This is a genomic window from Kribbella sp. NPDC020701, from assembly GCF_055562215.1.
This window is the reverse complement of the sequence record NZ_JBVHFT010000010.1, coordinates 94,881-118,765: the sequence shown is the minus strand read 5'-3', so window position 1 is coordinate 118,765 and position 23,885 is coordinate 94,881. Positions and strand designations below refer to the sequence as shown.

Sequence of the window (23,885 nt, the reverse complement as noted above, 5' to 3'; positions counted from 1 at the left end):
AGCCAAGGACCGCGTGCTCAGCCCTCGATCGTCTCCACCATGTGGGTCAGCCAGGCGCGGGCGGTGCTGCGGTCGGCGGCGGTAAAGGACGCCTCGAGTTCGTCCTCGAGCTTGCGGATCGCGGGCGCCGCCTCGGCCAGCCGCCGCGCCCCGGCGGCGGTCAGGTGGACCTGCTGGGTACGCCGGTCCTTCGGGTTCGGCTGCCGCTCGACGAGGCCGGCCCGCTCCATCCCGGTGATCAGCTCGTTCGCCGACTGCCGGGTCGTGCCGACCACTCGGCCGACGTCGGCGATGGTCAGGCCCGGATCCTTCCGCACGCAGAGCAGTGTCCCGTACTGCTGCACCGACAGCCCGTGCTCGTCGAGAGCCTCCGCGAGGGCCGAACGCATGCTCAGCCAGGCGTGCCGGACGAGAAAAGTCACGCAGCCGTCGTCTTCCATGCTCCCCATTCTGCCGGTCCCGCGGACACGGGAAGACGAAAAGGTGATTGACAGGTTCCTGTCAATCTAGGACGATGTGAATCTCGTCAGGGTCCTGACAATCATAGGAGACTTCGTGTCCACGATCGACCCCCCACCAGGCACGCTCGAACAACGCCGCATCCTCGCGATCCTGGTCGTCTCGGCCGTTCTGATCTGGATCGACTCGACCGTCCTCGGGATCGCGCTCGAACGCCTCGCCGACCCGGTGCACGGGCTCGGCGCCACGCCCGGCCAGTTGCAGTGGGCCGTCGGCATCTATTCGCTGCTGTTCGCCACCGCGCTGTTCCTGGCCGGTGCGCTCGGTGACCGCTACGGCCACCGGACCATCCTCATGCTCGGGCTGCTGATCTTCGGCGCCGCGTCGGCCTGGGCCGCGTGGGCCACCGACCCCGTCGCGCTCATCCTGGCGCGTGCGGCCATGGGCCTCGGCGGCGCGCTGATCATGCCGCCGTCGATGGCGATCATCGGCTGGACCTTCCCGCCGGAGCGCCGGGCCGGCGCGATCGCGATCTGGGGCTCGTCGGCCGGCGTCGGCGTCGCCGTCGGCCCGGTGCCCGGCGGCCTGTTGATCGACCACTTCTGGTGGGGATCGGTCTTCACCATCAACCTGCCGATCGTCGCGCTCGGCCTGCTCGGCGCCGCACTCGTCCTGCCGAACCCCCGGAGCCCGCAGCGCCGCAGGCTCGACCCGCTCGGCCTCGGGCTGTCCACCCTCGGCCTGCTAGGTCTTTCGTACGGACTGATCGAAGGCGGCCACCAGGGCGGCTGGGGCCGCTGGCAGGTCTGGGCGAGCATCGTCGGCGGTCTGGTCCTGCTCGCCGGGTTCATCTTCTCCGAGTGGCGCGAACAGCAGCCGAGCTTCGACCCGCGCCTGTTCCGCAACCGCCGCTTCGCGGCCGGCAACTTCACCCTGGCGGTCGTCTTTCTCAACCTGACCGGCCAGAGCTTCTACCTCGCGTTCTACCTGCAGGGTGCGCGCGGGATGAGCGCGCTGTCGGCCGGCCTGATGTCGTTGCCTGCCGCAACCGGTGTGATCGTCGGCTCACAGTTGGGCGCCCGGCTGGCGGCCCGGTTCGGAGTGGCCAAGGTCTCGGGTACGGCGGTCTTCACGCTCGCAGTGTGTGCCGCGCTGAACGTGCTGTACGACGTCGACACCCCGCTGGTGTGGATCGGCGTCGTCGGTGGGCTGGTCGGCCTGTCGATCGGCATGACCACTGCGCCCACCACGGCCGCCGTGATGGCGACGCTCCCGCTCGATCGGATGGGTGCCGGATCAGCGGTCAACAACGTCCTCCGTCAGGTCGGCAGCGTCCTCGGTGTCGCGATCCTCGGCACGATCGTCTCGTCGGCATACCAGCATCGGATCGCGTCGTCGCTGGCCGGTCTGCCGGCCGGCGTCCGGGAGGCGGCCGGGACGTCGGCCGAGGCGACCCGGCACGTGGCGGGCACGGTGGGCCGCCCGGATCTGGTGAAGGCCGCGGACGACGCCTTCATCCACGCCATGCACACCGCGGCGCTGGTCGGCGGGGCCATCGTCCTGGTCGGCGCGATCGTTCTGGTGCTGGCATTCCGGACCGCCACGCCATCACAATCGCCGGAACCGCGGCCCCTCAGGCGGGAGCGCGCCGGCACCGGGCGATTGTGATGGGCTGACGGTCCGGGCTTCAGTTCCAGGGTGACGGCGGCGGTGGCGGTACGACGGCAGGGCGGTCCTCGCACCACGTCGCGCCGGTCCAGCCGCCGTCGTTGCCGGCCAGCAGCCGTACGTCGAACTCCGGCGGCCCGTCGAAGTGGAACGTGCCGCAGTTGTTGACGAACGGAGCGCCGATATTGCGGGTGTCGACGTTCTCGAACGTCGCCCAGCCGCCGACCCGGGCGTTGACCACGTTCGTCCCGGTCCCGTCGACCTTGATGTTGCGCACGGCAACGTTCGTGATCGCGTAGTCGTCCTTGACCGGCCAGTCGACGACGAACATCACCGCGTTGTACGTCGAGTCGAGGAACGAGCTGTCCGTGATCTCGATCGTCCCGGACATCGTGGACTGCAACGCGTACAGCCAGATCGCGCCGAGCCCGATGTCCCAGTTGAGATCCCGCGGACCGCCCCGGACGGTGGTGTTGCGGGCGAACGTCAGCGTCCCCTCGAACGGCGTCGCGTTGAACCGCGATCCGGCGTGCAACGTGCTGCCCTCGCGGATCGGGTCGGCGACCAGGTTGTCCGTGACCGCGTTGTCGCGACCGCCATAGATGGCGATGTTGTTCGCGAGTACAGGCGTCTGGACCGTGTTGTGGTCGTAGACGTTGTCGTGGTTCACCGCGCCGGAAGGGTTGGACTCCGACCACATCGCGAGGCCGTCGTCGCCGCTGTTGCGGATGAAGTTGTTGGTCGCCCTCACGTTCGAGACGCCGAGGTGCAGGTTCATCCCGTCGGCGACCGCGTCGGTGATGACGTTGTTGCGGATCAGCAGGCCGTCCATCGGACCGTCCAGCCAGATCCCGACCTTGGTGTGGTGCAGGTAGAGGTTCTCGATCGTCGAGCCGCCACCGATCGCGCCGCCGATCCCGTTCACCTGATCGGTGTCGATCCGTTCGCGTACGTCGCTCTCGATCGCGAAGTCGGCCAGGTGTACCCGGGTGCTCCCGCCGTCGGCGGCGTACTTCCCGTAGAAACCAGGGGCGCTGTGTACGGACTTGTCCGGCGCGGGTTCGGGCAAGGGGAGGACCTTGCCCTTGATGATCGTCCACCAGTTCCCGGCGCCGCGGATCGTCACCTTGTCGACCACGATGTGCCGGTTGACCTGGAAGGTGCCGGCCGGAATGAATACCGACCAGCCGATCTTCTGCGCCGCCGCGATGGTGCGCTCGATCGCGGGCGCCGCGTCATGCCGGCCGGTCGGGTCGGCGCCGAACAGCCGGACGTCGAGCGACCGGGCGGGCTGCCGGATCGGTGCGTTGACGAGCTCGAAGTCGGCGACATCGAGGACGGTCCAGGCCGCTGGTGTGTTGCGCGGTACGGCGAACCGGACCCGGTCACCGGCCTGGTATGTGTGGTCGAGCGGCATGCGCTGCTCGTCGTAGAAGTGGTTCGGCCGGAACGGCTTGGCGACCGGGTCCGGCTCGGGCTTCCACCAGCCCGGGATCGGGTCGACGTTCGGGTCGTTGGAGAACGGATACATCCCGTAGAGCCAGGCGTACTGCGACGTCAACGTCATCGTCCGCTTGTGCTTGCCGTTCACCGTGACGTCCAGCGGCGCTGTGATCCCACCACCGCCCGGCGCATCCGGAATGCTGTAGCGAAGCGTCAAAGCGTTGGTGGCCCGAGTCAGCGTGAATTCGACGTACTGCTTGGGCTGCAGGCGTACGGCGGTCCGCCCGGACGCCTCGGCGGGCAACGTGTACGCCTCCCGGCTCGGGCCGATCTTCTCGCCGGTGAAGGAGGCGTTCTCGGCCTCCTGCTCGACGAACGGGACGTCGGCTCCACGTCCGGCGACGAGCGCGGGATCGAGGCCGGCGCGGGTGATCCGCGCGGCCGGGTGAGCTGACGCGGGGCTGATGAGCAGGCCGCCGAGCAGGGCGGTCGAGAGTGCGACGGCAGTCAGGCGCAGGTGTGATCGGGACATTGGCGGATCCCCTCCGGACGAACGTGTCTGGAGGTTATGCATCCAACCAACTCACCGCAAGATCTCGACAAGAACCAGAAAAAATCAAACCACGACCATGTCGCCGTCGCGCGGCGCGACCTTGGGCACCGGTCAACCGTTCTTGCCCGCGGATTGTGGTTGGTGGGTGCCCAAGGTGGTCAGTCGGCGGGGAGTTCCACCTGGGGTTCGGGGCGGATGGCTCGGAGCCAGAGTTCGGTCTGGGCGATGTGGGCGGAGGCCGCGGTGGCGGCGGCCGCGGGGTCGCGGGTGGCGATGGCGTCGAGGATCGCGCGGTGGCCGCGGTCGCTGGTCCGCTTGATCGCGTCGAAGTCCGCGCCGGGTTCGAAGATGCGGTAGTGACCGCCCCGGCCGCGGATCACGCCGGTCAGCGCGGTGACGGTCGGGTTGCCGCCCGCCGTACAGATCGCGCCGTGGAACTCGGCGTCGAGGTGCTGGATCTCGGTCGCGTCGGTGGTCGCCTCGAGGCGGTCGAGGATGTCGCCCAGCCGCGCCTGCAGCTCAGGGTCCTGGCGGGCCGCGGCCGCGGCGGTGGCGTGGGACTCGAGCACCCGGCGGACCTCGAGGAGCTCGAGGACTCCCTCGAGCGGGATCAGCTCGACCGACAGCGAGAACCGGCTGATGATCTCGGCGGGATCCAGCGCGGAGACGTACGTCCCCGAGCCGTGCCGCGACTCGATCACGCCGAGCGCGGCCAGCGACCGGGCCGCCTCGCGCAACGAGCTGCGGGAGACGCCGAGGTGGTCACACAGCTCGGGCTCCGGCGGGAACTTGGCCCCCGGGCCGAGCTTGCCGGACGCGATCATCTGCCGCAGGCCGGCCAGCGCCTTGTCCGTAGCTGCCATTCGCCACCCTCCTCGATATCCCCCGTGAAGGGTAAGTCCTCAGACCATTTGCCGTCACATTCTGGTCGTTCTCGCCTACTGATCGCGAAGCCGCCACGAACTCTCGACCAATTCCTCAGACGTCGCTCCGACGACGGTGGTCGGACAGTACGGCGGCTGTCCACCACGCCGGTTTCGGTCATGGCGCTCGACCCTCACGATGCCAACCACTTGGTCCTAGGCGGCAACGGGCTGTACGCCGGGCCCTATCGCTGGGCGGCCAGCAATTGCAGGAAGGACGGCAGATCTCGCACCCGCCAGTGCCGCCGGTCGAGCTGTTCGTACGGCGTACCGCTGCCGTCGATCAGGATCGTCGCCATCCCGCGCTCCCGCGGGAGGGTGAGGTTGACTTCGAGATCGTCGAACATGGCTGCCCGGGTGGGTTCGATACCGAAGAGATTCAGGAACGCGTCCAGGCTCTCGGCGTACGGCTTCGGGATCAGCTCGCCCGCGAGGATGTCGAAGATGCCGTCGAAGCAGGCAGTCAAGCCGAGCTGCCCGAGTGCCTGCTCGGCGTGGTACGCCGACCCGTTCGTGTACACGTAGCGGCGGCCGGGCAGTGCGGTGAGCGCGGTGGCGAGCGTCGGGTCCGGAGCGATGACCGAGTAGTCGATCCGGCGCTCGAAGCTGAGGAAGTCGTGCGGATCGATGGTGCCGGTCACCATCGCTCCCCGCAGTGACGTGCCGTACTGCGCGACCAGTTCGGCCTGGATCTGGCGAGCGCCGGCGACGTCGGTGTCGTAGTACTCGGCGATCGTCGAGAGGATGCCGTGGGTGAGCTGGCCGGCCAAGGCGGAGCCGGCTGGGTACAGCGTGTTGTCGAGGTCGAGCACCCAGGTGTCGATGTCCGTGAGCACCAGACCAGAGTAGTGACAGACTGGGGTGCGTCACCGACGGGAGGACTGACACGTGGCGACTGCGCTCATCACCGGGCCGGCGAGCGGGATCGGCCGAGCGTTCGCGGACAAGCTGGCGCTGGAGGGGTACGACCTGGTGCTGGTGTCGCGCGACGAGGCGCGGCTGAAGGAGGTCGCGGCCGACATCTCCCGCCTGCACGGTGTCGCGTGCGAGGTGCTGGCCGCGGACCTGACCGACGCGGACGACCTGGCCCGGGTGGAGGAACGGTTCCGGACCGGGCCGGTCGAGGTGCTGGTGAACAACGCCGCCTTCGGGCAGAAGAAGCCCTTCTGGGCGAACACGATCGAGGCCGAGGAGAACCAGCTCGATCTGCTGGTCCGCGTCGTACTGCGGCTCACGCACGCCGCCGTGCTTCCGATGATCGAGCGTGGCTCGGGCGCGGTGATCAACGTGTCGTCGGTGGCCGGGTTCCTGCAGCGCAACGTCTACAGCGCGCACAAGGCCTGGGTGACGAACTTCTCGGCCGGGCTGGCGGTCGAGCTGCACTCCAAGGGCGTTGCCGTGATGGCGTTGTGCCCGGGGTTCGTGCACACCGAGTTCCACGAGCGGATGGGGATGGACAAGTCGCTCATCCCGTCGTTCCTGTGGCTGGACGCGGGCGACCTGGTCGACGCCGCCTGGAAGGACCTGATGCGCGGCAAGGCGATCTCGATCCCCACCCGCCGCTACAAACTCATCGTCGCCGCCGCCCGCTACACCCCGCGCGCACTGATCGCACGGGTGTCGACCGTGGGCCTGGACGGTGGCCGGCGCCGCGCCTGACTGGCCGAAGCGGTCGCGCGGACGTGGCGGCGTAACTGCTCAGCGCGATCGACGACGCGGCAGTCGTTCGGATGTCCGTTGGCATAACCAACCAAATACCGTTGGCGTAGCCAAACTAATTCCTCCACCGAACGCGACGCCCGTGCTGCTCAGCGTAGGCGTGGCTATGAGTCCCTAGGGACATTGCTGACTTTGTGCGATCCTGCTGCTAGTTCGCACTTGAAGGGGCCTCCGGGGTGAGCGGAGGAGTGCGAGCGGGGGATTGACGGATCGGGGCGTGCATTCCTCCGCGGAGGCAGGGGGGAAGCACCATGGACATCAGCGACGCCGTACGACGCCGGATGGGCAGGAGATTCTCGTCGGTTCGGCGGAAATGGACCGCGGCGGCCATGGCACTCCTGCTGGTGGCAGCAACTTTGGCAGTTGTCGCCGGACCGGCATCGGCGGTCGTGGCCAACGTCACGATCACGGGGACCGCAGGCTCGAATGGCACCACCACAGTGACGTACCGAGCCTCCGCGACCGCAGCGGGAACCGTGCGCGACATCGTCGTCACGATCCCGACGGGTTCCACCGGGATAGTCACCTCCGTGAACGGCACGGTCCGCACCGTCTCGCCCGGCGTCCTGCGGTGGACACCGACCAAGACGATAAAGGTTGCCGTAGGCACCCGTTTCGTGATCCCGTTCTACGGCCTCCGGCTGCCGAGCGGTGGACCGTGGACGCTGAGTTTCAAGGCGACCGCCACCACGGGTGCGGTGCTCTCGTCCGGTACCGGAACACTGACCCGGCCGGTGACGATCTCTCCGAACGTAGCCATCACCGCGAGCAACCCGATCCCGGGGCAGAAGACCACGCTGTCTTACTACGGCACACTCACGAGCCCGGGGATCCTTTCTGCCGTTCGGATGCAGCTGCCGGCCGGCACGTCGGGAGCTGTCACCAGCGTCAACGGGACGCTGACGACCTCGGGTGGCTACGCGACCTGGAAGGCATTTACTCTGCGGAGCTATGCGGCCGGAGCGCGACTGGCGATCCCGATCTACGGAGCGGTGTTGTCGAAGTACGGCGGTATCTTCACGCTGGCGGTTTCGGCCACGAGCTCGACCGGCGGCCTGATGATGTCCGGCTCGGGAACCTTGGCCCTGATCGCGCCACCCGCACCGATGCCGGCGGTGGCAGTCGCCCCGTTCCGCCCGGTTCCGGCAGGTTGCCCGTCCGCCTGGCCGACGACGACCGCCGAGAACGCAAAGGCGGGCACCGGTGCGTGGGTCATTCCGGACAGTATGAACGGGACGCTGGCGGCGTACCTCACGGAGGTTTCGGCGAGCTGCGGTGACACCGTGGACATCAAGGTGACCTCCGGCAATCCCGTCAGCGTGGTGGCCTACCGGATGGGGCACTACGCCGGCCTCGGAGCGCGTGAAGTGTGGCGCACGGACAACGCGCCGACCATTGTGCAACCCGCCCCGACAACCGGTGGTACGGCCAACGGTCACCCGCTGCAGATGACGTCGGCCGCGTCGTGGTCGAAGACGTTGAGCATTCCGGTGACGAGCGACTGGGTGCCCGGCACGTATCTCATCCGGGTCAGCGACGGCCGGTTCGCGTCGTACGCTCCGCTGACGGTCCGGGATGACACGGGGACCAAGCACGATCTGCTGATCCAGCAGGCGAACACGACGTGGGAGGCGTACAACAAGTACGGCGGCGTGAGCTTCTACACCGGATTGGACACCGGATCGGGCCGCCTGACCTTCGATCGTCCGTACAACGAGGGGCAGGGTTCCGGTCAGTTCCTGCCTCTCGAGCAGGGGCTGGTCTTCTGGGCCGAATCCATGGGCTTGGACGTCACCTATTGGACCGACAACGACCTCGACGAGTTCGGTGGTCAGTTGCCGTTGCGGGCAGGAACGATCTTCTTGCCGGGGCACGACGAGTACTACTCGCTGCCTATGCGGGCGGCGCTGAGCCAGGCGATCACGCGAGGCGTGAACGTGGCCAGTCTCGGAGCGAACGCGGCGTTCCGGCGAATTGCGTTCACGGACAGCAGTCGGCGGGCATGGGACGTCGACCGGTACACGGCCGGCTTCGACTCGACGACCTGGCGCTACCTGGGTGATGCCTATGCGTCGCAGCCGCTGCTTGGTGCCGAGTACTTCTGCGCCGACTTGGGCCACACCCTCACCACCGGAAGCGGCTGGTTGTTCCAGGGCACCTCGGCCGGCACCGCCGTACCAGGGTTCCTCGCCGGTGAGGTCGACTTCGTCTGGCCCGGTCTGTACAAGCATCCAGGGCTGACCGTTGTTGCCAGCGGCACCGGTATCTGCCGGACGAGCGGCCGCGCGACTCCGATGCATGCGACTGCGTTCGTCGCACCATCGGGAGCCCGGGTGTTCAACGGCTCCACCTTCGCCTACGGCTGCTTCCTGGTACGCCGCTGCCCGTCCAACTGGAACATCCCCACACCGTCGGCGGCCGCACAGCAGGTCGTGACGATCATGGTCAACAACATCACCGACTGGGTCGGCCGCGGGACGATCAAGCCGCCGGTGGACACGGCCGCCGTGGTACGGGTCGCCGTTCCCCAGCAGCAGCTCCCCGTTGACAACGAACCGTGATGGCGGATTACAGCTTCTCGGCGACCTCGGTGAGTACGGCGAGGGTTGCGGAGACCAGCGGGTGATCGGCTCGGCTTGAGCGGATTGCGGCGTACACGCGTCGGGTCGGGACCGGCTCGGGCAGTGGGCGGATCACCGCGAGAGTCGGCGTCGGTACGCCGAGGCGCGGGACGAGCGAGACACCACCGCCGGCCGCCACCAGCGCGGCGACGGCCCGGAAGTCGTCGGATTGATGGACCACGCGTGGTTGGAAGCCGGCCTGCTCACACGCCAGCAGTACGACGTCGCGGATCGGGTTGCCGGGAGCCGTCATCACCCAGTCGTCTGCTGCGAGTTGAGCGAGCTCGATAGTCCCGCCTGCCGCGGCCGGGTGCGTCGGCGGGAGCACGGCGACGAACGGCTCGGCGTACAAGGGGATCCGGATCAGGCGCTGGTCGTCGGCGCGGGGTGAGCCGCGGTGCTCGACCGCGATCGCGATGTCGGCGTCGCCGTCGAGCAGCTGGGTGATGCCTTGATGGCCTTCCGCGTCGCGGACGACGAGGTCGAGGCCGGGGTTGGTTTCCCGGAGGCGGGTCAGAGTGGGGGCGACGAGCAGGCTGATCGCGGTCGCGAAGGCGGTGACGCGGACCTCGCCGTTCGCGCCGTTCGCGTGCAGGCGCATCGCGTCTTCGGCGCGTTCGACCTCGGTCAGGATCGTGTCGGTGTGGGCGAGGAGCAGGCGGCCGGCCGAGGTGATCGCGACCCGCCGGCCGCGGCGTTCGAGCAGCTCCTGGCCGACTTCGGATTCCAGGGCGGCCAGTTGCTGGGAGACCGCCGAGGGCGTCAGATGCAGCACCTCGGCGGCCGCCGTCACGGTCCCGTGGTCAGCCAGCGCGCGCAACACCCGTAGGCGTCGTACCTCGATCACGGACCTCAGCTTCGCACAGCTGGTCGGCGGACTGCTCCGAGGCGACCAGTGTCAGCGCAGCGCGCGGCGCCGATGCCGGCGTCGGTGCGGGCTGCGGGGCGGGTGCGGGTTGTGCCTGCCGCTGCAGCAGGCGTCGGACGGCGGCGCGGAGTGGACGACGCCGCGGGACATAGGGCCGGACCGGTGCGTTCGGCATAGCGGAGTGAGTCTGCTCGTGGATCGACTTGATCACGGAGAACGGGACGTAGTGCACGGTAGTTCCTTTCGTCTCTTCGACAGTAAGAACCGGCACAGTGATACGTCCAATGAAAGTTCTTCGCAGAGTTGATGCATGTGGTGCATGATCGTGGGTATGGAACTACGGCAGCTCAGATCGTTCGTGGTGGTGGCCGAGGAGCTCAACGTCGGCCGGGCGGCGACCCGGCTGCATCTGACCCAGCCGTCGCTCAGCCGGCAGATCGCGGCGCTCGAGCACGATCTCGGCGTGGAACTGTTCGCCCGGGTCCGCCGCCGGTTCGTGCTGACCGCGGCCGGGGCGACCTTCCTGGCCGACGCACAGGACCTGCTCCGGCGCTCCGACGAAGCAGTACGCGCGGCGCAGCGAACGCAGCGGGGCGAGCTCGGGACACTGCGGCTGCGGTTCGTCCAGTCCGCGACCCACGAGGCACTGCCGCGGTTGCTGGGTACGTTCCGCGACGCTTATCCGGACGTGGTCCTGGATCTGGAGACGATGACGACCCTCCAACAGACCGAGGCGCTGCGGGACGGCCGCATCGATGTCGGCCTGCTCCGGCCGAACGCTCCGGCGTCGGTCGGTGCCAAGGACCCGATCACCGGGCTCTCGCCAGCCTCGATCGGAGGAAGAGGTGGGAAGCGGCTGGCGGCGAGCGGTGGAGGGGGTGGGAAGCGGCTGGAGGCGAGCGGCGGAGGGGACGAGCCGCCGGGTGGCGGGACGGTCGTCGTACAGCTCGCGCCTGGGCTGGCGTCGCGGGCGGTCTCGGCGGATCCGCTGGTGGCGGTGCTGCCGGCGCGGCATCGGCTGGCGCGGCGGAAGCGGATCCGGTTGGCCGAGCTCGCGGACGAGCCGTTCGTGTTCTACTCGCGGCCCAGCGGTCCCGCGGTGCACGACACGATCGTCGGGTTCTGCCGGGCGGCCGGGTTCCTGCCGCGGATCGAGCAGGAGGCGGCCGACGTACAGACGATCGTGTCGCTCGTCGCCGCCGGCCTCGGAGTCTCGCTGCTGATCAGCCCGACCCCGCTGACCAACCCGGAAGCGGTCGTCTACCGCGAGTTGTCCGACGACCTACCACCCTGGCAACTCTCCGTAGCCTGGTCCCCGGACAACCGCTCCCCAGCCCTGGCCCGCTTCCTCGAACTCCTTGAGCCTGCCCCCTGACCTGGAGGGTTGCCCGCTCAGATTCTCAGTGGGCAACCCTCCAGCTGAGGGGCTGCCCACTGAGTTGGAGGGTTCGCCGGATGGCGCGGCGCGGTGGGGCCGGGCCGGGCCGGCGGGATGAGTGGCCGGCGGGATGGGTGGCGGGCGGGATGGGTGGCGGGTGGGTCAGCCGAAGATGTCGGGGTCGCCGCCGGTGCGGATGCCGGTCTCGAGGTCGGCGATCGTGGCCATGTCGTCGTTGTCGAGCTGGAAGTCGAAGACGGCGAAATTCTCCTGGATCCGGCTCGGGGTCTTCGACTTCGGGATCACCACGTTGCCGAGCTGCAGGTGCCAGCGGATGACCACCTGGGCCGGGGTCTTGCCGTGCTTGTCGGCCAGCGTCTTCAGGGCCGGCTGCGAGAGCAGTTCGCCCTGCGCCAGCGGGCTCCACGCCTGGGTCACGATGTCGTTCTCCGCGTTGAACGCGCGCAGTTCGTCCTGCGGCAGCGCCGGGTGCAGCTCGATCTGGTTCACCGCCGGGCGGATCGTGGTCTCTTCGAACAGCCGCCGCAGCGCCGGTTCGTGGAAGTTGGAGACGCCGATCGCGCGGACCCGCTTGTCGGCGTACAGCTGCTCGAACGCCTTCCAGGTGTCGACGTACTTGTCCCGCTGCAGCGACTGCCAGTGGATCAGGTACAGGTCGAGGTACTCGAGGCCGAGCCGCTCGAGGCTCGTGTCGAACGCCTTCAGCGTGCTGTCGAAGCCCTGGTCGCTGTTCCACAGCTTGGTGGTGATGAACAGCTCGTCACGGGGCAGGTCCGCCGCGGCGATCGCGCGCCCGACGCCGGCCTCGTTGCCGTAGATGGCGGCGGTGTCGATGTGCCGGTACCCGGCCTCGAACGCGGTCGTGACGACGTCGGTGACGATCTCGTCCTCGATCTGCCAGACCCCCAGGCCCAGCTGCGGGATCTCGACGCCGTTGTCCAGAGTGATGGTGGGGACTGTGCTCATTTGTCTATTCCACCGGGCCGAAGGGCTCTGGCCCAGTCATCCGACGTGTGACAACAACCTCATTAACTCCCCGTAACCACCTCGTGGGTTTTCGCATCTGGCTCGAGGAACCGCAGCAGCGCGGTCCCTTCACGCTCCAGCTCGGTCAGCGTCTTCTTCAGAGTTCGCCCGAACGGCGTCACGGTGAGAGTCGCCACACCACGCTTCTTCTCGGCCGTCCACAGCCCGGCGACCAAGCCGTCGACGGTGTACGTCGCTTTGACCCGGAGGTTCTTCGTGTACACAGCCGGCTTGTGCTCGTCCGCGATGATCCGCTCCCGCTTCGCGTGCGAGAGCAGGATGTTGTCGAACTCGGGAAGAAATCTCACGGGCGCCGGAGTGTCCGGGTCCGGCCGCGGCCCATCCGGTACGTCGTACAACGTCTTGCCGGCCTCGTCCGTGAAGGTCTCCAGCTCGAGCTCGTCGAACAACGGCTTCGCCTTCTGCAGCCCGGACCAGGTCTGGAAGTCCGCGGGAGTGGCCGGTCCAAAGGCCGCGAGGTACCGGGTGACCAGCTCCTGTGGCTCGGCGCGCGTGTGCAGCTTGCCACCGATCCAATCCTCTGCCGGTGTGAAGCGCGCGTTCGCGGACCAGCTCCAGCGGGCGTCCGTTGGGTACATCACCAATGGCACCAGCATGCGCGTGCAGAAGCCGAGCGCTCGCTCGTTCACGTCCGGGAACTGCTTCTGCAACGCATCCCGCACTTCGGTGAACGTCAACGGCTCCTTCGCCAGCAGCTTCTTCGCCGCCGCAACTACATTCGCAGGCTCCAGCCCGGTCCCTCGATCCCCGAGCACCTTCAAGCCCGCCTCGAGCACCGGCGACACCGTCGTCCGAAACCGTAGATAGTCCGCGGCTGTCACCAGATGCAAGGTCCCGCGGAACATCGTCGCCCGCACCACCTCCCGATCAGCCACCGCCCGATCGAGTTCCGACTCCTCGAACCCACCGATCCGCGACCACAAGCCGACGTACGGATGCTTGGGCTCCTGCCCCTGCATCCCCACCAGCCGCCCCACCACGTCGACCGCGGAGACACTCTCCCGCTCCAGCAGCAACTGCCGCGCCAGCGTCGCCCGATTGACCGCCCGCCCACTCATCACCACCATGCAGGCATCCTGCCCGGCGGCTCCGACAAAGTCAGCTGTAGTCCTTCTCGTCGTACTTCGGCAGGTTCAGGAGGCGGCGGATTTCGGCGGCGGGCGACTTGCCACTCTCCGCCGAGGCGAGCTTCACGTGCCTAGCCATCTCCGTGAGGTTGTCCGCCTCGGCGGCCTTCAGCCAGTGCGGGCGCGCGGCGGTGTCGGCCTGGGCCAAGGTTCGGATCTGCTGGGCGACCTTCGGCGGCCAGGTGATGGCCAGGAGTTGCTTGGACTCGGCGAGGTTGGCCGCGGCTACCGCCCGGGCCCGCGCTCGCAGGGTGGCGGCCGACGAGCCGTTGTTGGCGGCCTTCTCGAAGCGTTCGAGGGCGACGTTGTACGGCCGGGTCACCTGCAGGTACCGCTGACCCGCGGCAGCCAGACTCATCGGCACCGGCGTAGCCCTCACCACCGGAACACTCCGCACCGGGGCGGGGGTACTGCTCGGCGACAGCGCCGTACTCGATGGTGCGGCATCAACCGGTTGCTCTTCACCCCCACCACACCCGGCGACACCCAGCAACCCGACGACACCAACAACCGACAGCACTTGACGCACGATTCTCCTTCACCCGGACCGAACCGGCTCACCCTAGCCCGGGCGTCCGAATATCGCCCCGGGTGGATGAATCCGAGGTGGGGCTGAAGGTGCGATGTTCGTCCTGACAAGCAGCGAGGACGAGGGGAACCTGAAATGGCCATCGACACCTTTATCGTCTACGTCGGGGTGTACGACGAGCTGGCTGACGCGGAGGCGGACTACGCGGTGGTCAAAGAACTGCACACCAAAGCCGGACTGATCGATGCCTACGACGCGGCTGTTGTCGAGCACCGCGACGACGGGAAGGTCAAGATCGCCCACAAGCATGAGACGCCGACGCGGGTGGGAGGCGTGCTTGGTGGCGGTGTGGGCCTGGCCACCGGCCTGGTCGTCGCGCTGTTCCCGTTCGCCGCGATCGGCGGCGGGCTGCTCGCGGCCACGACCGCCGGCGGAGCCGTCCTGGGCGCGGTCACGGGACATGCGGCGATGGGGATGAGCCGTGGCGACCTGAAAGAGCTCGGTGAGCACCTGGACGCCGGCCAAGTGGGACTGGTGGTCGTCGGAGTGGCCGACATGGGCGCCAAGATCGAGCAGGCGATGCGTCGTGCGAAGAAGACCGAGGCCAAGGAACTGAAGGCCGATACCGCCGAGATCGAACGCGACGCCCGAGCCGCGAGCACCGTCGACAGTGACGCCGGCACGTCGGGCGCGTGAGCTGGTGACCAGGAGGGCGAGGTCCGCCCCGGTGCCCCGGATGGTGCGAGCCGCTGGTCTGGCACTGGCAGTACTGCTCCTCGTCTCCTGCGGAGAGTCCGGGTCCATTGACCGGCCGTCTCCATCGTCGACGCGCACGCCATCCTCGCTGCCGTCCCTGACGGCGTCGCTCCCGAACCCGACCCGCTCACCCGAACGCCCGGAGAGCTCGTCCTCATCCGAGTCCGAGGCCGAACCAAGCCCGACCCGCTCGGAGAACTCCTCCGAGTCTGAGGCCGAACCAAGCCCGACCAGATCGGAGAACTCGTCCCAGCCCGTGGCCGTACCAAGCCCCACCCAGTCATCGGTACGCGCGGAGCCGACCCAGACAACACCCGAGCCAACCGACACCACGTCATCCGAACCGACGGAGACGGAGACCACCGCACCGACCCAGACGACGCCCACAGCGACCCCGTCACCGACGACCTCGCCGTCGGTACAGCCCTCCTCGGCCGAGACGGACGGAACGTCTTCCTGGTTGTGGTGGGTGCTGTTGGCGATAGTGCTCGCACTAGCCGTAGGTGTGCCGCTCCTTGTCAGAGCGCGCCGCCGCGGGACATGGCGGGACAACCTCGCCTCCGCCGAAGACGAGGTGGCGTGGTTCGCGCGCGTGCTCATCCCGCAGCTCCGCCAGCAGCCTTCGCCAGCAGAAGCAGCCGGCGGCTGGAACGTCGCCGAGAGCCGAGTCATCGCCGCCGAGGACAGCCTGACCGCTCTCGAATCGTCGGCACCAGACGAAGCCGCCGCAACCCGGGCCCGCACCCTACGAGACGCCGTACGAACAGCCCGAGCCGACATCCAGAACCTCCTGGCATCCAGCACACCGACGACGATGCCGCAGAACCTGGACGCAGTCGCCACCCAACTCGAGCAAACCCTCGCCCCACCACCCCCAACCGACTGACGCCGGCTACCCCGCGAGCGCGGCGCGGGCTTCGATGAAGGCGGCTATGGCGCGTTCGACGTCGGAGGTGGAGTGGGCGGCGGAGAGTTGGACTCGGATTCGGGCCTTGCCGTGGGGGACTACGGGGTAGGAGAAGCCGATGACGTAGATGCCGAGGTCGAGGAGTTTGTCGGCGAGGCGGCCGGCCGCGGCGGCGTCGCCGATCATGACCGGGGAGATCGGGTGGTCGCCGGGGAGGACGTCGAAGCCGGCTTCGGTCATCTTCGTGCGGAAGAGGGTGGTGTTGGCCTTGAGCTTGTCGCGGAGGTCGCTGGAGCCGCCGATGAGTTCGAGCGCTTTCAGGGAGGCCGCGGTGACGGACGGGGCCAGGGAGTTCGAGAAGAGGTACGGGCGGGAGCGCTGGCGGAGCAGCTCGACGATCTCGCGGCGGCCGGAGACGTAGCCGCCGGACGCGCCGCCGAGCGCCTTGCCGAGGGTGCCGGTGACGACGTCGACGCGGTCCTTCACGCCGAACAGCGACGGCGTACCAGCTCCGTCCGCGCTGACGAAGCCGACCGCGTGGGAGTCGTCGACCATGACGAGGGCGTCGTACCGCTCGGCCAGGTCGCAGATCTCGTCGAGGGGAGCGACGTACCCGTCCATCGAGAAGACGCCGTCGGTGGCGATCAGCCGGTAGCGGGCGTCGGCGGCGTCCTTGAGCTGGGCTTCCAGATCGGCCATGTCGCGGTTCTTGTAGCGGAAGCGGCGAGCCTTCGACAGCCGGACGCCGTCGATGATGCTGGCGTGGTTGAGCTCGTCGGAGATGATCGCGTCCTCGGCGCCGAGCAGGGTCTCGAACAGGCCGCCGTTCGCGTCGAAGCAGGAGCTGTAGAGGATGGTGTCCTCGGTGCCGAGGAAGTTGCTCAGCGCACCTTCCAGGTCCTTGTGGACCTGCTGCGTCCCGCAGATGAAGCGTACGGACGCCATCCCGAAGCCCCACCGGTCGAGAGCGTCCCGAGCGGCCGCGATGACCTCAGGATGGTCGGCCAGGCCGAGGTAGTTGTTCGCGCAGAAGTTCAGCACCTCGTTGCCGGATGCAACGGAAATCAAGGATTGTTGCGGTGAGGTGATCACCCGCTCGGACTTGTACAGTCCGGCATCCCGGATCTCGCCGATGGTCGCCGTCAGGTCGTCCCGCATCCGCCCGAACATCAGTGCTTCTCCTCCAGGGATTCCGTCGTCCAGTCCATGATCACCTTGCCGCAGTGCCCCTGCCGAGCCACATCGAAGGCGCGCTCGAAGTCGCCGTACCCGAACCGGTGGGTGATCACCGGGGTCAGGTCCAGGCCGCGTTCCAGCATCACCGACATCGAGTACCAGGTCTCGAACATCTCCCGGCCGTAGATGCCCTTGATCGTCAGCATGTTGAGCACCACCGTGCTCCAGTCGATCGCGATCTCGTCCGCGGGCAGGCCGAGCATCGCGACCTTCCCGCCGTGCGTCATGTTCGCGAGCATGTCCCGCAGCGCGGCCGGCTGTCCGGACATCTCCATGCCGACGTCGAACCCCTCGCGCATACCGAGGCTCTGCTGCGCCTGAGCGATCGACTCGTCGGCGACGTTGACCGCCCGGGTGACGCCGATCTTGCGGGCCAGGTCGAGCCGGTACTCCGACAGGTCCGTGATCACCACGTTCCGCGCACCGGCGTGCAGCGCCACCGCCGCGGCCATCACGCCGATCGGCCCGGCCCCGGTGATCAGCACGTCCTCGCCGACCAGCGGGAACGACAAAGCCGTGTGTACGGCGTTGCCGAACGGGTCGAAGATCGCGGCGACATCCAGGTCGACCGGGTCCTTGTGGACCCACGCGTTGCTCGCGGGCAGAGCGACGTACTCCGCGAACGCGCCCGGCACGTGGACACCGAGGCCGCGGGTCTTGATGCAGAGGTGCCGACGGCCGGCGCGGCAGTTGCGGCAGCGGCCGCAGACCAGGTGGCCCTCGCCGCTGACCAGGTCACCCACCGCGACATCGCGGACACCGACGCCGATCTCGACCACCTCACCGCAGAACTCGTGACCGGTCACCATCGGCACCGGCACGTTCTTCTGCGCCCAGTGGTCCCAGCTCTGGATGTGCAGGTCGGTGCCGCACAACCCCGTCCGGAGCACCTTGATCAGGACCTCGTCGGCCTCGATCTTCGGCTCCGGAACGTCCTGCAACCACAGACCGGGCTCGGCCTCGGCCTTCACCAGTGCCTTCACGGCACACCTCCACCTTCGACGATCGTCCACATCGTCGTCCCGGGCAACCACCGGCGTCCATCGACACGTCGTGCACAGCCTTTGCAGTTCATCTGCATACCAGGGCAGGTCTCCCGATCCCACGCCTACTGCGCGGCACTCGGCACGGCCGGCCGGCCGGGGAACTTCGCGCTCGCCGGACACCGGGTCGACGATCACCCCTGACCACCTGCCAGGACCTGTTCCACTCCCCCGGACCGTTCCGTCGCCTTCGGTCACCTGGTGAGGGTTGGCAAGAAGTCCTGAGCTGGCCTTTGTTCTAAGCTCAACGCTCATGAGCTATGACCGGGACGGACTGCTGGAGCAGGTCAAGACCAAGGCCATCGTGCATGGCCGGGTGACGCTGGCGTCGGGGAAGGAAGCCGACTACTACGTCGACCTGCGCCGGATCACGCTGGACGCGGCCGCGGCGCCGCTGATCGGCCCGGCGATGCTCGAGCTGACCAAGGACCTCGAGTACGACGCTGTCGGCGGTCTGACCCTCGGCGCGGATCCGGTCGCGATGTCGATGCTGCACGCGGCCGCGCGGGAAGGACGGTCGCTCGACGCGTTCGTCGTACGCAAGGCCGAGAAGACGCACGGTCTGCAGCGGCGGATCGAGGGTCCGGACGTGAAGGGCCGCCGGGTGCTCGCGGTCGAGGACACGTCGACCACCGGCGGGTCGGTGCTGACCGCGGTCGAGGCGCTGCGCGAGGCCGGCGCCGAGGTGGTCGCGGTCGCGGTGATCGTGGACCGCTCGACCGGCGCGCGCGAGAAGGTGGAGTCGGAGGGCCTGGAGTACAGGACGGTGTTCGGACTCGAGGACCTGGGCCTCGGCTGATGAACATCAGCCCCGTCCTGTTCGTCCTCATCGCCGTCCTGATCGGCGGCGGCATCTTCTACTTCAGCTATCTGCAGGCGAAGAAGCGGCGCGAACTGTTCGCGGGGTTCGCCGCCCAACAGGGCTGGTCGTACCTGCCGTCGAACAACATGCTGGCCGGCCAGTGGTCGGGTACGCCGTTCCAGACCGGTGACAACTGGCGGGTCCTGAACGTGCTCTCCGGCGCGTTCAACGGCCACCAGATGGTTGCCTTCGACTACAGCTACCAGACCCATTCGACCGACTCGAAGGGCCGTCGTACGACGACCACCCACAAGTTCGGCGTGGTCGTGCTGCAGTTGCCGGGCGCGCTGCCGCACCTGGAGGTCACCCACGAGGGGATCTTCGGCGGCGCGGTGGCGAACGCCTTCGGGTTCCGGGACATCCAGTTCGAGAGCGAGCAGTTCAATCGTGCGTTCCGGGTGAAGGCGGACGACGAGCGCTTCGGCCACGCGGTGGTCACGCCCCGGATGATGGAGCTCCTGCTGGCCCGCGGCGAGATCGGCTGGCGGGTCGAGGGCAACTCGCTGGTCGGGTGGGACAAGGGCGCTCACCATCCGAACGAGGTGATGAACCGGCTCGCCCTGCTGCAGCAGGTCGTCGAGCAGGTTCCGCCGTACGTCTGGCGCGACTACGCCGGTGTCGACCCTCGTGTGCAGCAACCGCCGCGCGGACCTGGTTACCCGTAAAGTCGCAGGCAGCATTACCGACACTCGGGAGCAGGAACATGACTTTCGTCATCATCGCGATCGTGGTGGTGGTCGTGATTCTGGCCATCGCGCTGATCACGTCGTACAACCGGTTCGTCAAGCAGCGGAACCTGATCCAGGAGTCGTGGCGGCAGATCGACGTCGAGCTGCACCGCCGGTACGACCTGATCCCGAACCTGGTCGAGACCGTCCGGGCGTACGCCGCGCACGAGCGGCACGTCTTCGAGGAGGTCGCCCGGCTGCGCACCCAAGCGGTCAACGTGCAGGGCGCGACCCCGGAGCAGCGGGCCACCGCGGAGGGTGAGCTGTCCGGCGCGCTGCGTCAGATGATGATCTCGGTCGAGGCGTACCCGCAGCTCCAGTCGAACCAGAACTTCCTCGGCCTGCAGCGCGAGCTGACCGACACCGAGGACCGGATCGCGGCCGGGCGCCGGTTCTACAACGCCAACGTTGGTGACTACAACACCCGGATCGAGGCGTTCCCGTCGAACGTCATCGCGGGGGCGTTCAAGTTCGAGAAGGCCGGGTACTTCGAGGTGAAGGACGAGCAGGTCCGCTCGGTCCCGCAGGTCTCCTTCGGCACGATCGGCTCGGTCGCGGGCGAGCAGGCGCCGCCGCAGATGCAGCCGGGCGCGCCGTCGTCGGGTCAGATCCACCCGCAGATGCCGGGGGACCAGGGCAACTACCAGGGCCAGCAGCAGTTCCCGGGCTACCAGCAGGGGCAGGGCCAGCCACCGGTCGGCGGCCCGCCTGCGGGTTCCCCCGCTCCACAGGACGGACAGCCGCCGTTCACCGGTGGCCAATAGGCACCGGTTTCCCCGTAGCCCAGGACCCCCGACCCCGAGCTCCCTACCAGTGCCAGACCCGGAGATGGCGGCGGTCAAGTCGCCACCACCGGGCCTGCCCTCCCCCCGGTACCTGTGTCAACAGTGCCGCAATGAGATACATCCGGCGTACATCGGACTTCACGCCGGGTGCGGGCGGATGCCACGATAGGTCGACTCAGGAACGGAGAGGGCAGGACGAGTGGACAGTCTGAGGTACGGGATCCTCGGACCGCTGCGCCTCGTTCACGCCCAGGGCCAGCCGCTGAAGGCCGCGAAACCGCGCCAGCTGCTCGCCACGTTGCTCCTGCACCCTAATCGGTTCGTCTCGACCGATCTGATCGCCGACGCGCTCTGGGAGACCAATCCGCCGCGCTCCGCCACGGCGAACATCCGGACCTATGTACGGGCGCTCCGCGGGGTCCTGCAGGAAGCCGGACTGCCCGCACCGATCGACACCTCGGCCGCCGGCTACAGCATCGAGGTCGGCGTCGACGAGTTGGACGCCAGTCTGTTCGAGTCGCTGCTCGCCGAAGGCGGTCACCTCCGCGACGCCGGAGACGGCCGTCAGGCGATGCAGGTGCTGTCCCGGGCCTACTCGCTCTGGCGCGGCCGCCCGCTGGAGGACCTGTCGGTTCCCGCCGCATGGGAAGGCTCGATCGCCCGCCTGGAGGCGCAGCACCGCGGCCTGGTCGACAGCCTGCTCGACCTGCGGCTCGAGTACGGCGACGCGAGCGGAGCCGCCGTACTCCTCAGCGCACGACTCACCGACGATCCGTACGACGAGCAACTCTGGCGCCGGCTCGTCGACGCCCTGCTCGCGGCCGGCCGGGTCGGTGAGGCTCGCGCTGCCTATGCGAAGGCCGTGCAGACCCTCGCCGACGAGCTCGACATCAAGCCCGGCCCCGAGCTCGAGGCCGCCGGCGCCCGCGCCGAGAACGGCCGCTCGGCCAACTGGCCCAACCCCGGTATCCCCTCGGCCCGTACGGCGGAACGGCCGGATGCCGTCGTCCAGCCGGGCCCGATGTCGGCACCCGAGCTGACCGATCCGCAGCGGCCGCCGAGTCAGTTGCCGCTCGACCTGGCCGACTTCAACGGCCGGCAGGAACAGCTGGACCAGCTGCGCGATCTCGTCTGCGGCCGAGACCCGGTGCGGCCGCCGATCGCGGTCATCTCCGGAGCCCCGGGGACCGGGAAGACGTCGCTCGCCGTACGGCTCGGGCATCTGGTCCGGGAGTCCTTCCCGGACGGGCAGATCTATCTGGACATGCACGGCGCGACGCAGCCGCGCGATCCGGCCGCCGCACTGACCGATCTGCTGCTCAGCCTCAACCTGCCGGACTTCGCGATCCCCACCGATCCCGAGCGACGGTCGGCGATGCTGCGGTCCGAGCTGGCCAGCCGCCGGGTGCTGATCATTCTCGACGACGTCGCGACGGCCGGTCAGGTCACTCCGCTGATGCCGGGTACGGGCGCCTCGGCGGTCGTCGTGACAAGCCGTAACCGGCTGATGGACCTGGCCGGCGCGGACAGCATGCCGCTCGACACGTTCGACGACCGCGAAGCCGCCGCCTTGCTCGAGTCGGTGGCCGGGGTCGGTCGCGTCGTCCGGAAGTCGCCCGAGGCCGACGAGATCCTCGCCGCCTGCGCGAACCTGCCGCTGGCGATCAGGATCGTCGGCAGCCGGCTGGCCCAGCGCCCCGACCTGAGCCCGCGGGAGCTCGCGCGGCGGCTGCGCGACGAGACCTCCCGGCTGGACGAGCTGAGCATCGGCGAGCTCGCCGTCCGTACGAGCGCCGACCTGAGCTACGACGCGCTCAGCCCGGAGGAGGCCCGGCTCTACCGCCTCATCGGTCACTTCGCCGTCGGCGTCTTCTCGGCGCGGGCGCTGGAAGCGGTCGCGTCACCAGCCTCGGTACGTCGCAGCCTCGACCGGCTGATCGAGGTCAACCTCGTCCGGATCAGCTCGGTCGACCACCGCGGTACGGCGCGCTACCGGGTCCATGACCTGCTGCGGCTGCACGCGCTCGGGGTCGGGGACGACGAGCAGCAGGCGCAGGCGGTCCGGGACGTCGAGACCGTGCTCGACGCGCTCCTGAACAAGATCCGCCGGGCCAACAACGCCCTGGCCTTCGAGTACTTCGGCGTCCTCGAGCACACCGGGCCGCTGACGGGTCCGGATCCCGCACCGTTCACCGAGACTGACGCGATCGCGTGGCTCGACAGCGAGCGCAGCACGTTCGTGCCCGCGATCCGGGCCGCGGCGCAGAACGGGCTGCACGACTACGCCTGGCGAATCGCCGCCGCCTGGGGGCCGTATTTGGACATGCGGGCCGGCTTCGACGACTGGAACGGGTCGCACCAGCAGGGCCTGCTCAGCGCGATCGCCTGCGGGGACCGGCGCGGCGAGGCGATCATGCATCGCAACCTGGGCCAGCTCGGGCTTTACCAGGACGATTGGGATCCCGCGTGGCGGCACCTGAGCGATGCAGCCCAGGGGTTCGCCGAGGCCGGTGACCGGCTCGGCGACGGCATCACCGCCGTGGGACTCGGCACCTGGCTGCGCGAACGCGGTCGGCCCGACGAGGCGCTGGCGCAGTACGAGAAGGCCATCGAGGCGTTCGTCGAGGTCGGCAGCGCGAACGGCGAGGCGGTCGGCCGGACCGCGGCCGCGTCCATCTGGCTGTCCCGCGACGACACCGTCACGGCCGGGCGCTATCTGGCCCAAGCGTTCCTGCTCGGCGTACGGCTCGGTGACAACCACCGCGAGGCCAAGGTACGGCGGCGGATCGCGGCGGTCCGCATCCACCAGGAGCGCTACGACCAGGCGGTGCGTCAGCTGCGGACCTCGTTGGCGATCTTCAACGGGATCGGTGACGACCACTGCGCGGCATACACCCGGGCCGAACTGGGCCGTGCGCTGATGGCGCGCGGCGAGGTGGCCGCGGCCCGGAAGATGCTGCTCGACGCGGTCGACATCGGCCACCGGCTCGGCGATCGCAGCGTCGAGGGACAAGCCGCGCAGCACCTCGGCCAGCTGTACGTGTCCACGGGCAACCTCGACTCCGCCCGGCGTACCCTCGACCGGGCCGCGCGGGTCTGGCAGCAGGCGGGCAACGACGTCCGCGCCGCCGAGTGCCGCCGCGCGTTGGCCACTTTCGACACCGGTGCTGCCACGGGCTGACCACGTTGTGTGGTTGGCGTTCGCGAATGTA

General features: G+C 68.7%; 20 protein-coding genes. 10 read left to right on the top strand and 10 right to left on the bottom strand.

The annotated features are described in order from the left end of the window. Positions 1-17: 17 nt before the first annotated feature. Complete coding sequence (locus ACZ3HV_RS24160; RefSeq protein ID WP_465687233.1) at positions 18-440, bottom strand: MarR family winged helix-turn-helix transcriptional regulator; 423 nt, start codon at positions 438-440, stop codon at positions 18-20. A gap of 115 nt (positions 441-555) precedes the next feature. On the opposite strand from ACZ3HV_RS24160, the gene ACZ3HV_RS24155 reads away from it, so the two are divergent. Then, positions 556-2,127 carry an MFS transporter gene (locus tag ACZ3HV_RS24155; protein ID WP_465687232.1) on the top strand — a complete coding sequence of 524 codons (1,572 nt, stop codon included), beginning with the start codon at positions 556-558 and terminating at the stop codon, positions 2,125-2,127. Positions 2,128-2,146: 19 nt separating this feature from the next. On the opposite strand, the gene ACZ3HV_RS24150 is transcribed toward ACZ3HV_RS24155, so the two are convergent. The 3 genes from ACZ3HV_RS24150 to ACZ3HV_RS24140 all read right to left on the bottom strand — a co-directional run bounded on the left by ACZ3HV_RS24150 (position 2,147) and on the right by ACZ3HV_RS24140 (position 5,882). Then, positions 2,147-4,102, bottom strand: a complete 1,956-nt coding sequence (locus ACZ3HV_RS24150) for a glycosyl hydrolase family 28-related protein (RefSeq protein ID WP_465687231.1) — start codon at positions 4,100-4,102, stop codon at positions 2,147-2,149. Between the two features lie 179 nt (positions 4,103-4,281). After that, positions 4,282-4,986, bottom strand: coding sequence for a FadR/GntR family transcriptional regulator (locus ACZ3HV_RS24145; RefSeq protein WP_465687230.1), 705 nt, complete (start codon positions 4,984-4,986; stop codon positions 4,282-4,284). Between the two features lie 245 nt (positions 4,987-5,231). Further along, positions 5,232-5,882 carry a pyrimidine 5'-nucleotidase gene (locus tag ACZ3HV_RS24140; RefSeq protein ID WP_465687229.1) on the bottom strand — a complete coding sequence of 217 codons (651 nt, stop codon included), beginning with the start codon at positions 5,880-5,882 and terminating at the stop codon, positions 5,232-5,234. 52 nt (positions 5,883-5,934) lie between these two features. On the opposite strand from ACZ3HV_RS24140, the gene ACZ3HV_RS24135 reads away from it, so the two are divergent. Next, a complete protein-coding gene (locus ACZ3HV_RS24135) occupies positions 5,935-6,705 on the top strand; it encodes an SDR family NAD(P)-dependent oxidoreductase (protein ID WP_465687228.1) in 771 nt (256 codons plus the stop codon). Positions 6,706-7,016: 311 nt separating this feature from the next. Beyond that, entirely contained in the window at positions 7,017-9,326 is a 2,310-nt protein-coding gene (locus tag ACZ3HV_RS24130; protein WP_465687227.1) for a N,N-dimethylformamidase beta subunit family domain-containing protein, read from the top strand. 7 nt (positions 9,327-9,333) lie between these two features. Here ACZ3HV_RS24130 and ACZ3HV_RS24125 read toward each other — a convergent pair whose 3' ends face one another. Next, entirely contained in the window at positions 9,334-10,233 is a 900-nt protein-coding gene (locus ACZ3HV_RS24125; RefSeq protein WP_465687226.1) for a LysR family transcriptional regulator, read from the bottom strand. A gap of 352 nt (positions 10,234-10,585) precedes the next feature. Between ACZ3HV_RS24125 and ACZ3HV_RS24120 the strand changes: the two genes are divergently transcribed. Further along, positions 10,586-11,629 carry a LysR family transcriptional regulator gene (locus ACZ3HV_RS24120; protein ID WP_465687225.1) on the top strand — a complete coding sequence of 348 codons (1,044 nt, stop codon included), beginning with the start codon at positions 10,586-10,588 and terminating at the stop codon, positions 11,627-11,629. 165 nt (positions 11,630-11,794) lie between these two features. Here the strand turns inward: ACZ3HV_RS24120 and ACZ3HV_RS24115 are convergent, their stop codons facing one another. From ACZ3HV_RS24115 to ACZ3HV_RS24105, 3 genes are all read right to left on the bottom strand, one after another. Then, entirely contained in the window at positions 11,795-12,619 is an 825-nt protein-coding gene (locus ACZ3HV_RS24115; RefSeq protein WP_465687224.1) for an aldo/keto reductase, read from the bottom strand. A 62-nt stretch (positions 12,620-12,681) separates the two neighbouring features. Further along, the gene (locus ACZ3HV_RS24110; RefSeq protein ID WP_465687223.1) at positions 12,682-13,767 is read right to left on the bottom strand and encodes a winged helix DNA-binding domain-containing protein; all 1,086 of its coding nucleotides are present in this window, start codon (positions 13,765-13,767) and stop codon (positions 12,682-12,684) included. A 31-nt stretch (positions 13,768-13,798) separates the two neighbouring features. Further along, on the bottom strand, positions 13,799-14,356 hold the full coding sequence (locus tag ACZ3HV_RS24105) for a hypothetical protein (RefSeq protein ID WP_465687222.1): 558 nt from the start codon (positions 14,354-14,356) through the stop codon (positions 13,799-13,801). A gap of 135 nt (positions 14,357-14,491) precedes the next feature. Here ACZ3HV_RS24105 and ACZ3HV_RS24100 point away from each other — a divergent pair, with 135 nt between their 5' ends. Beyond that, positions 14,492-15,052, top strand: coding sequence for a hypothetical protein (locus ACZ3HV_RS24100; protein WP_465687221.1), 561 nt, complete (start codon positions 14,492-14,494; stop codon positions 15,050-15,052). A 535-nt stretch (positions 15,053-15,587) separates the two neighbouring features. After that, the gene (locus ACZ3HV_RS24095; protein WP_465687220.1) at positions 15,588-15,998 is read left to right on the top strand and encodes a hypothetical protein; all 411 of its coding nucleotides are present in this window, start codon (positions 15,588-15,590) and stop codon (positions 15,996-15,998) included. 6 nt (positions 15,999-16,004) lie between these two features. Here ACZ3HV_RS24095 and ACZ3HV_RS24090 read toward each other — a convergent pair whose 3' ends face one another. Together ACZ3HV_RS24090 and tdh are read right to left on the bottom strand one after the other, a co-directional pair. After that, on the bottom strand, positions 16,005-17,189 hold the full coding sequence (locus tag ACZ3HV_RS24090; RefSeq protein ID WP_465687219.1) for a glycine C-acetyltransferase: 1,185 nt from the start codon (positions 17,187-17,189) through the stop codon (positions 16,005-16,007). Beyond that, entirely contained in the window at positions 17,189-18,238 is a 1,050-nt protein-coding gene (tdh, locus tag ACZ3HV_RS24085; RefSeq protein WP_360366140.1) for an L-threonine 3-dehydrogenase, read from the bottom strand. Before tdh ends, ACZ3HV_RS24090 begins: the two co-directional genes overlap by 1 nt. 313 nt (positions 18,239-18,551) lie before the next feature. On the opposite strand from tdh, the gene pyrE reads away from it, so the two are divergent. The 4 genes from pyrE (at position 18,552) to ACZ3HV_RS24065 (ending at position 23,854) form a co-directional block, all read left to right on the top strand. Beyond that, the gene (gene pyrE, locus ACZ3HV_RS24080; protein ID WP_465687218.1) at positions 18,552-19,097 is read left to right on the top strand and encodes an orotate phosphoribosyltransferase; all 546 of its coding nucleotides are present in this window, start codon (positions 18,552-18,554) and stop codon (positions 19,095-19,097) included. Then, positions 19,097-19,825, top strand: a complete 729-nt coding sequence (locus tag ACZ3HV_RS24075; RefSeq protein WP_465687217.1) for a hypothetical protein — start codon at positions 19,097-19,099, stop codon at positions 19,823-19,825. Before pyrE ends, ACZ3HV_RS24075 begins: the two co-directional genes overlap by 1 nt. Positions 19,826-19,863: 38 nt before the next feature. Beyond that, the gene (locus tag ACZ3HV_RS24070) at positions 19,864-20,652 is read left to right on the top strand and encodes a LemA family protein (RefSeq protein ID WP_360366147.1); all 789 of its coding nucleotides are present in this window, start codon (positions 19,864-19,866) and stop codon (positions 20,650-20,652) included. A gap of 220 nt (positions 20,653-20,872) precedes the next feature. Further along, the gene (locus ACZ3HV_RS24065) at positions 20,873-23,854 is read left to right on the top strand and encodes an AfsR/SARP family transcriptional regulator (protein ID WP_465687216.1); all 2,982 of its coding nucleotides are present in this window, start codon (positions 20,873-20,875) and stop codon (positions 23,852-23,854) included. The last annotated feature ends 31 nt before the right edge of the window (positions 23,855-23,885 follow it).

Excerpts from the sequence above, each read along its gene's own strand:
- ACZ3HV_RS24160 (WP_465687233.1), bottom strand. The coding sequence starts at position 440 with ATGGAAGACGACGGCTGCGTGACTTTTCTCGTCCGGCACGCCTGGCTG.
- ACZ3HV_RS24150 (WP_465687231.1), bottom strand. The coding sequence starts at position 4,102 with ATGTCCCGATCACACCTGCGCCTGACTGCCGTCGCACTCTCGACCGCC.
- ACZ3HV_RS24145 (WP_465687230.1), bottom strand. The coding sequence starts at position 4,986 with ATGGCAGCTACGGACAAGGCGCTGGCCGGCCTGCGGCAGATGATCGCG.
- ACZ3HV_RS24130 (WP_465687227.1), top strand. The coding sequence starts at position 7,017 with ATGGACATCAGCGACGCCGTACGACGCCGGATGGGCAGGAGATTCTCG.
- ACZ3HV_RS24120 (WP_465687225.1), top strand. The coding sequence starts at position 10,586 with ATGGAACTACGGCAGCTCAGATCGTTCGTGGTGGTGGCCGAGGAGCTC.
- ACZ3HV_RS24115 (WP_465687224.1), bottom strand. The coding sequence starts at position 12,619 with ATGAGCACAGTCCCCACCATCACTCTGGACAACGGCGTCGAGATCCCG.
- ACZ3HV_RS24110 (WP_465687223.1), bottom strand. The coding sequence starts at position 13,767 with ATGGTGGTGATGAGTGGGCGGGCGGTCAATCGGGCGACGCTGGCGCGG.
- ACZ3HV_RS24100 (WP_465687221.1), top strand. The coding sequence starts at position 14,492 with ATGGCCATCGACACCTTTATCGTCTACGTCGGGGTGTACGACGAGCTG.
- ACZ3HV_RS24090 (WP_465687219.1), bottom strand. The coding sequence starts at position 17,189 with ATGTTCGGGCGGATGCGGGACGACCTGACGGCGACCATCGGCGAGATC.
- pyrE (WP_465687218.1), top strand. The coding sequence starts at position 18,552 with ATGAGCTATGACCGGGACGGACTGCTGGAGCAGGTCAAGACCAAGGCC.
- ACZ3HV_RS24075 (WP_465687217.1), top strand. The coding sequence starts at position 19,097 with ATGAACATCAGCCCCGTCCTGTTCGTCCTCATCGCCGTCCTGATCGGC.
- ACZ3HV_RS24070 (WP_360366147.1), top strand. The coding sequence starts at position 19,864 with ATGACTTTCGTCATCATCGCGATCGTGGTGGTGGTCGTGATTCTGGCC.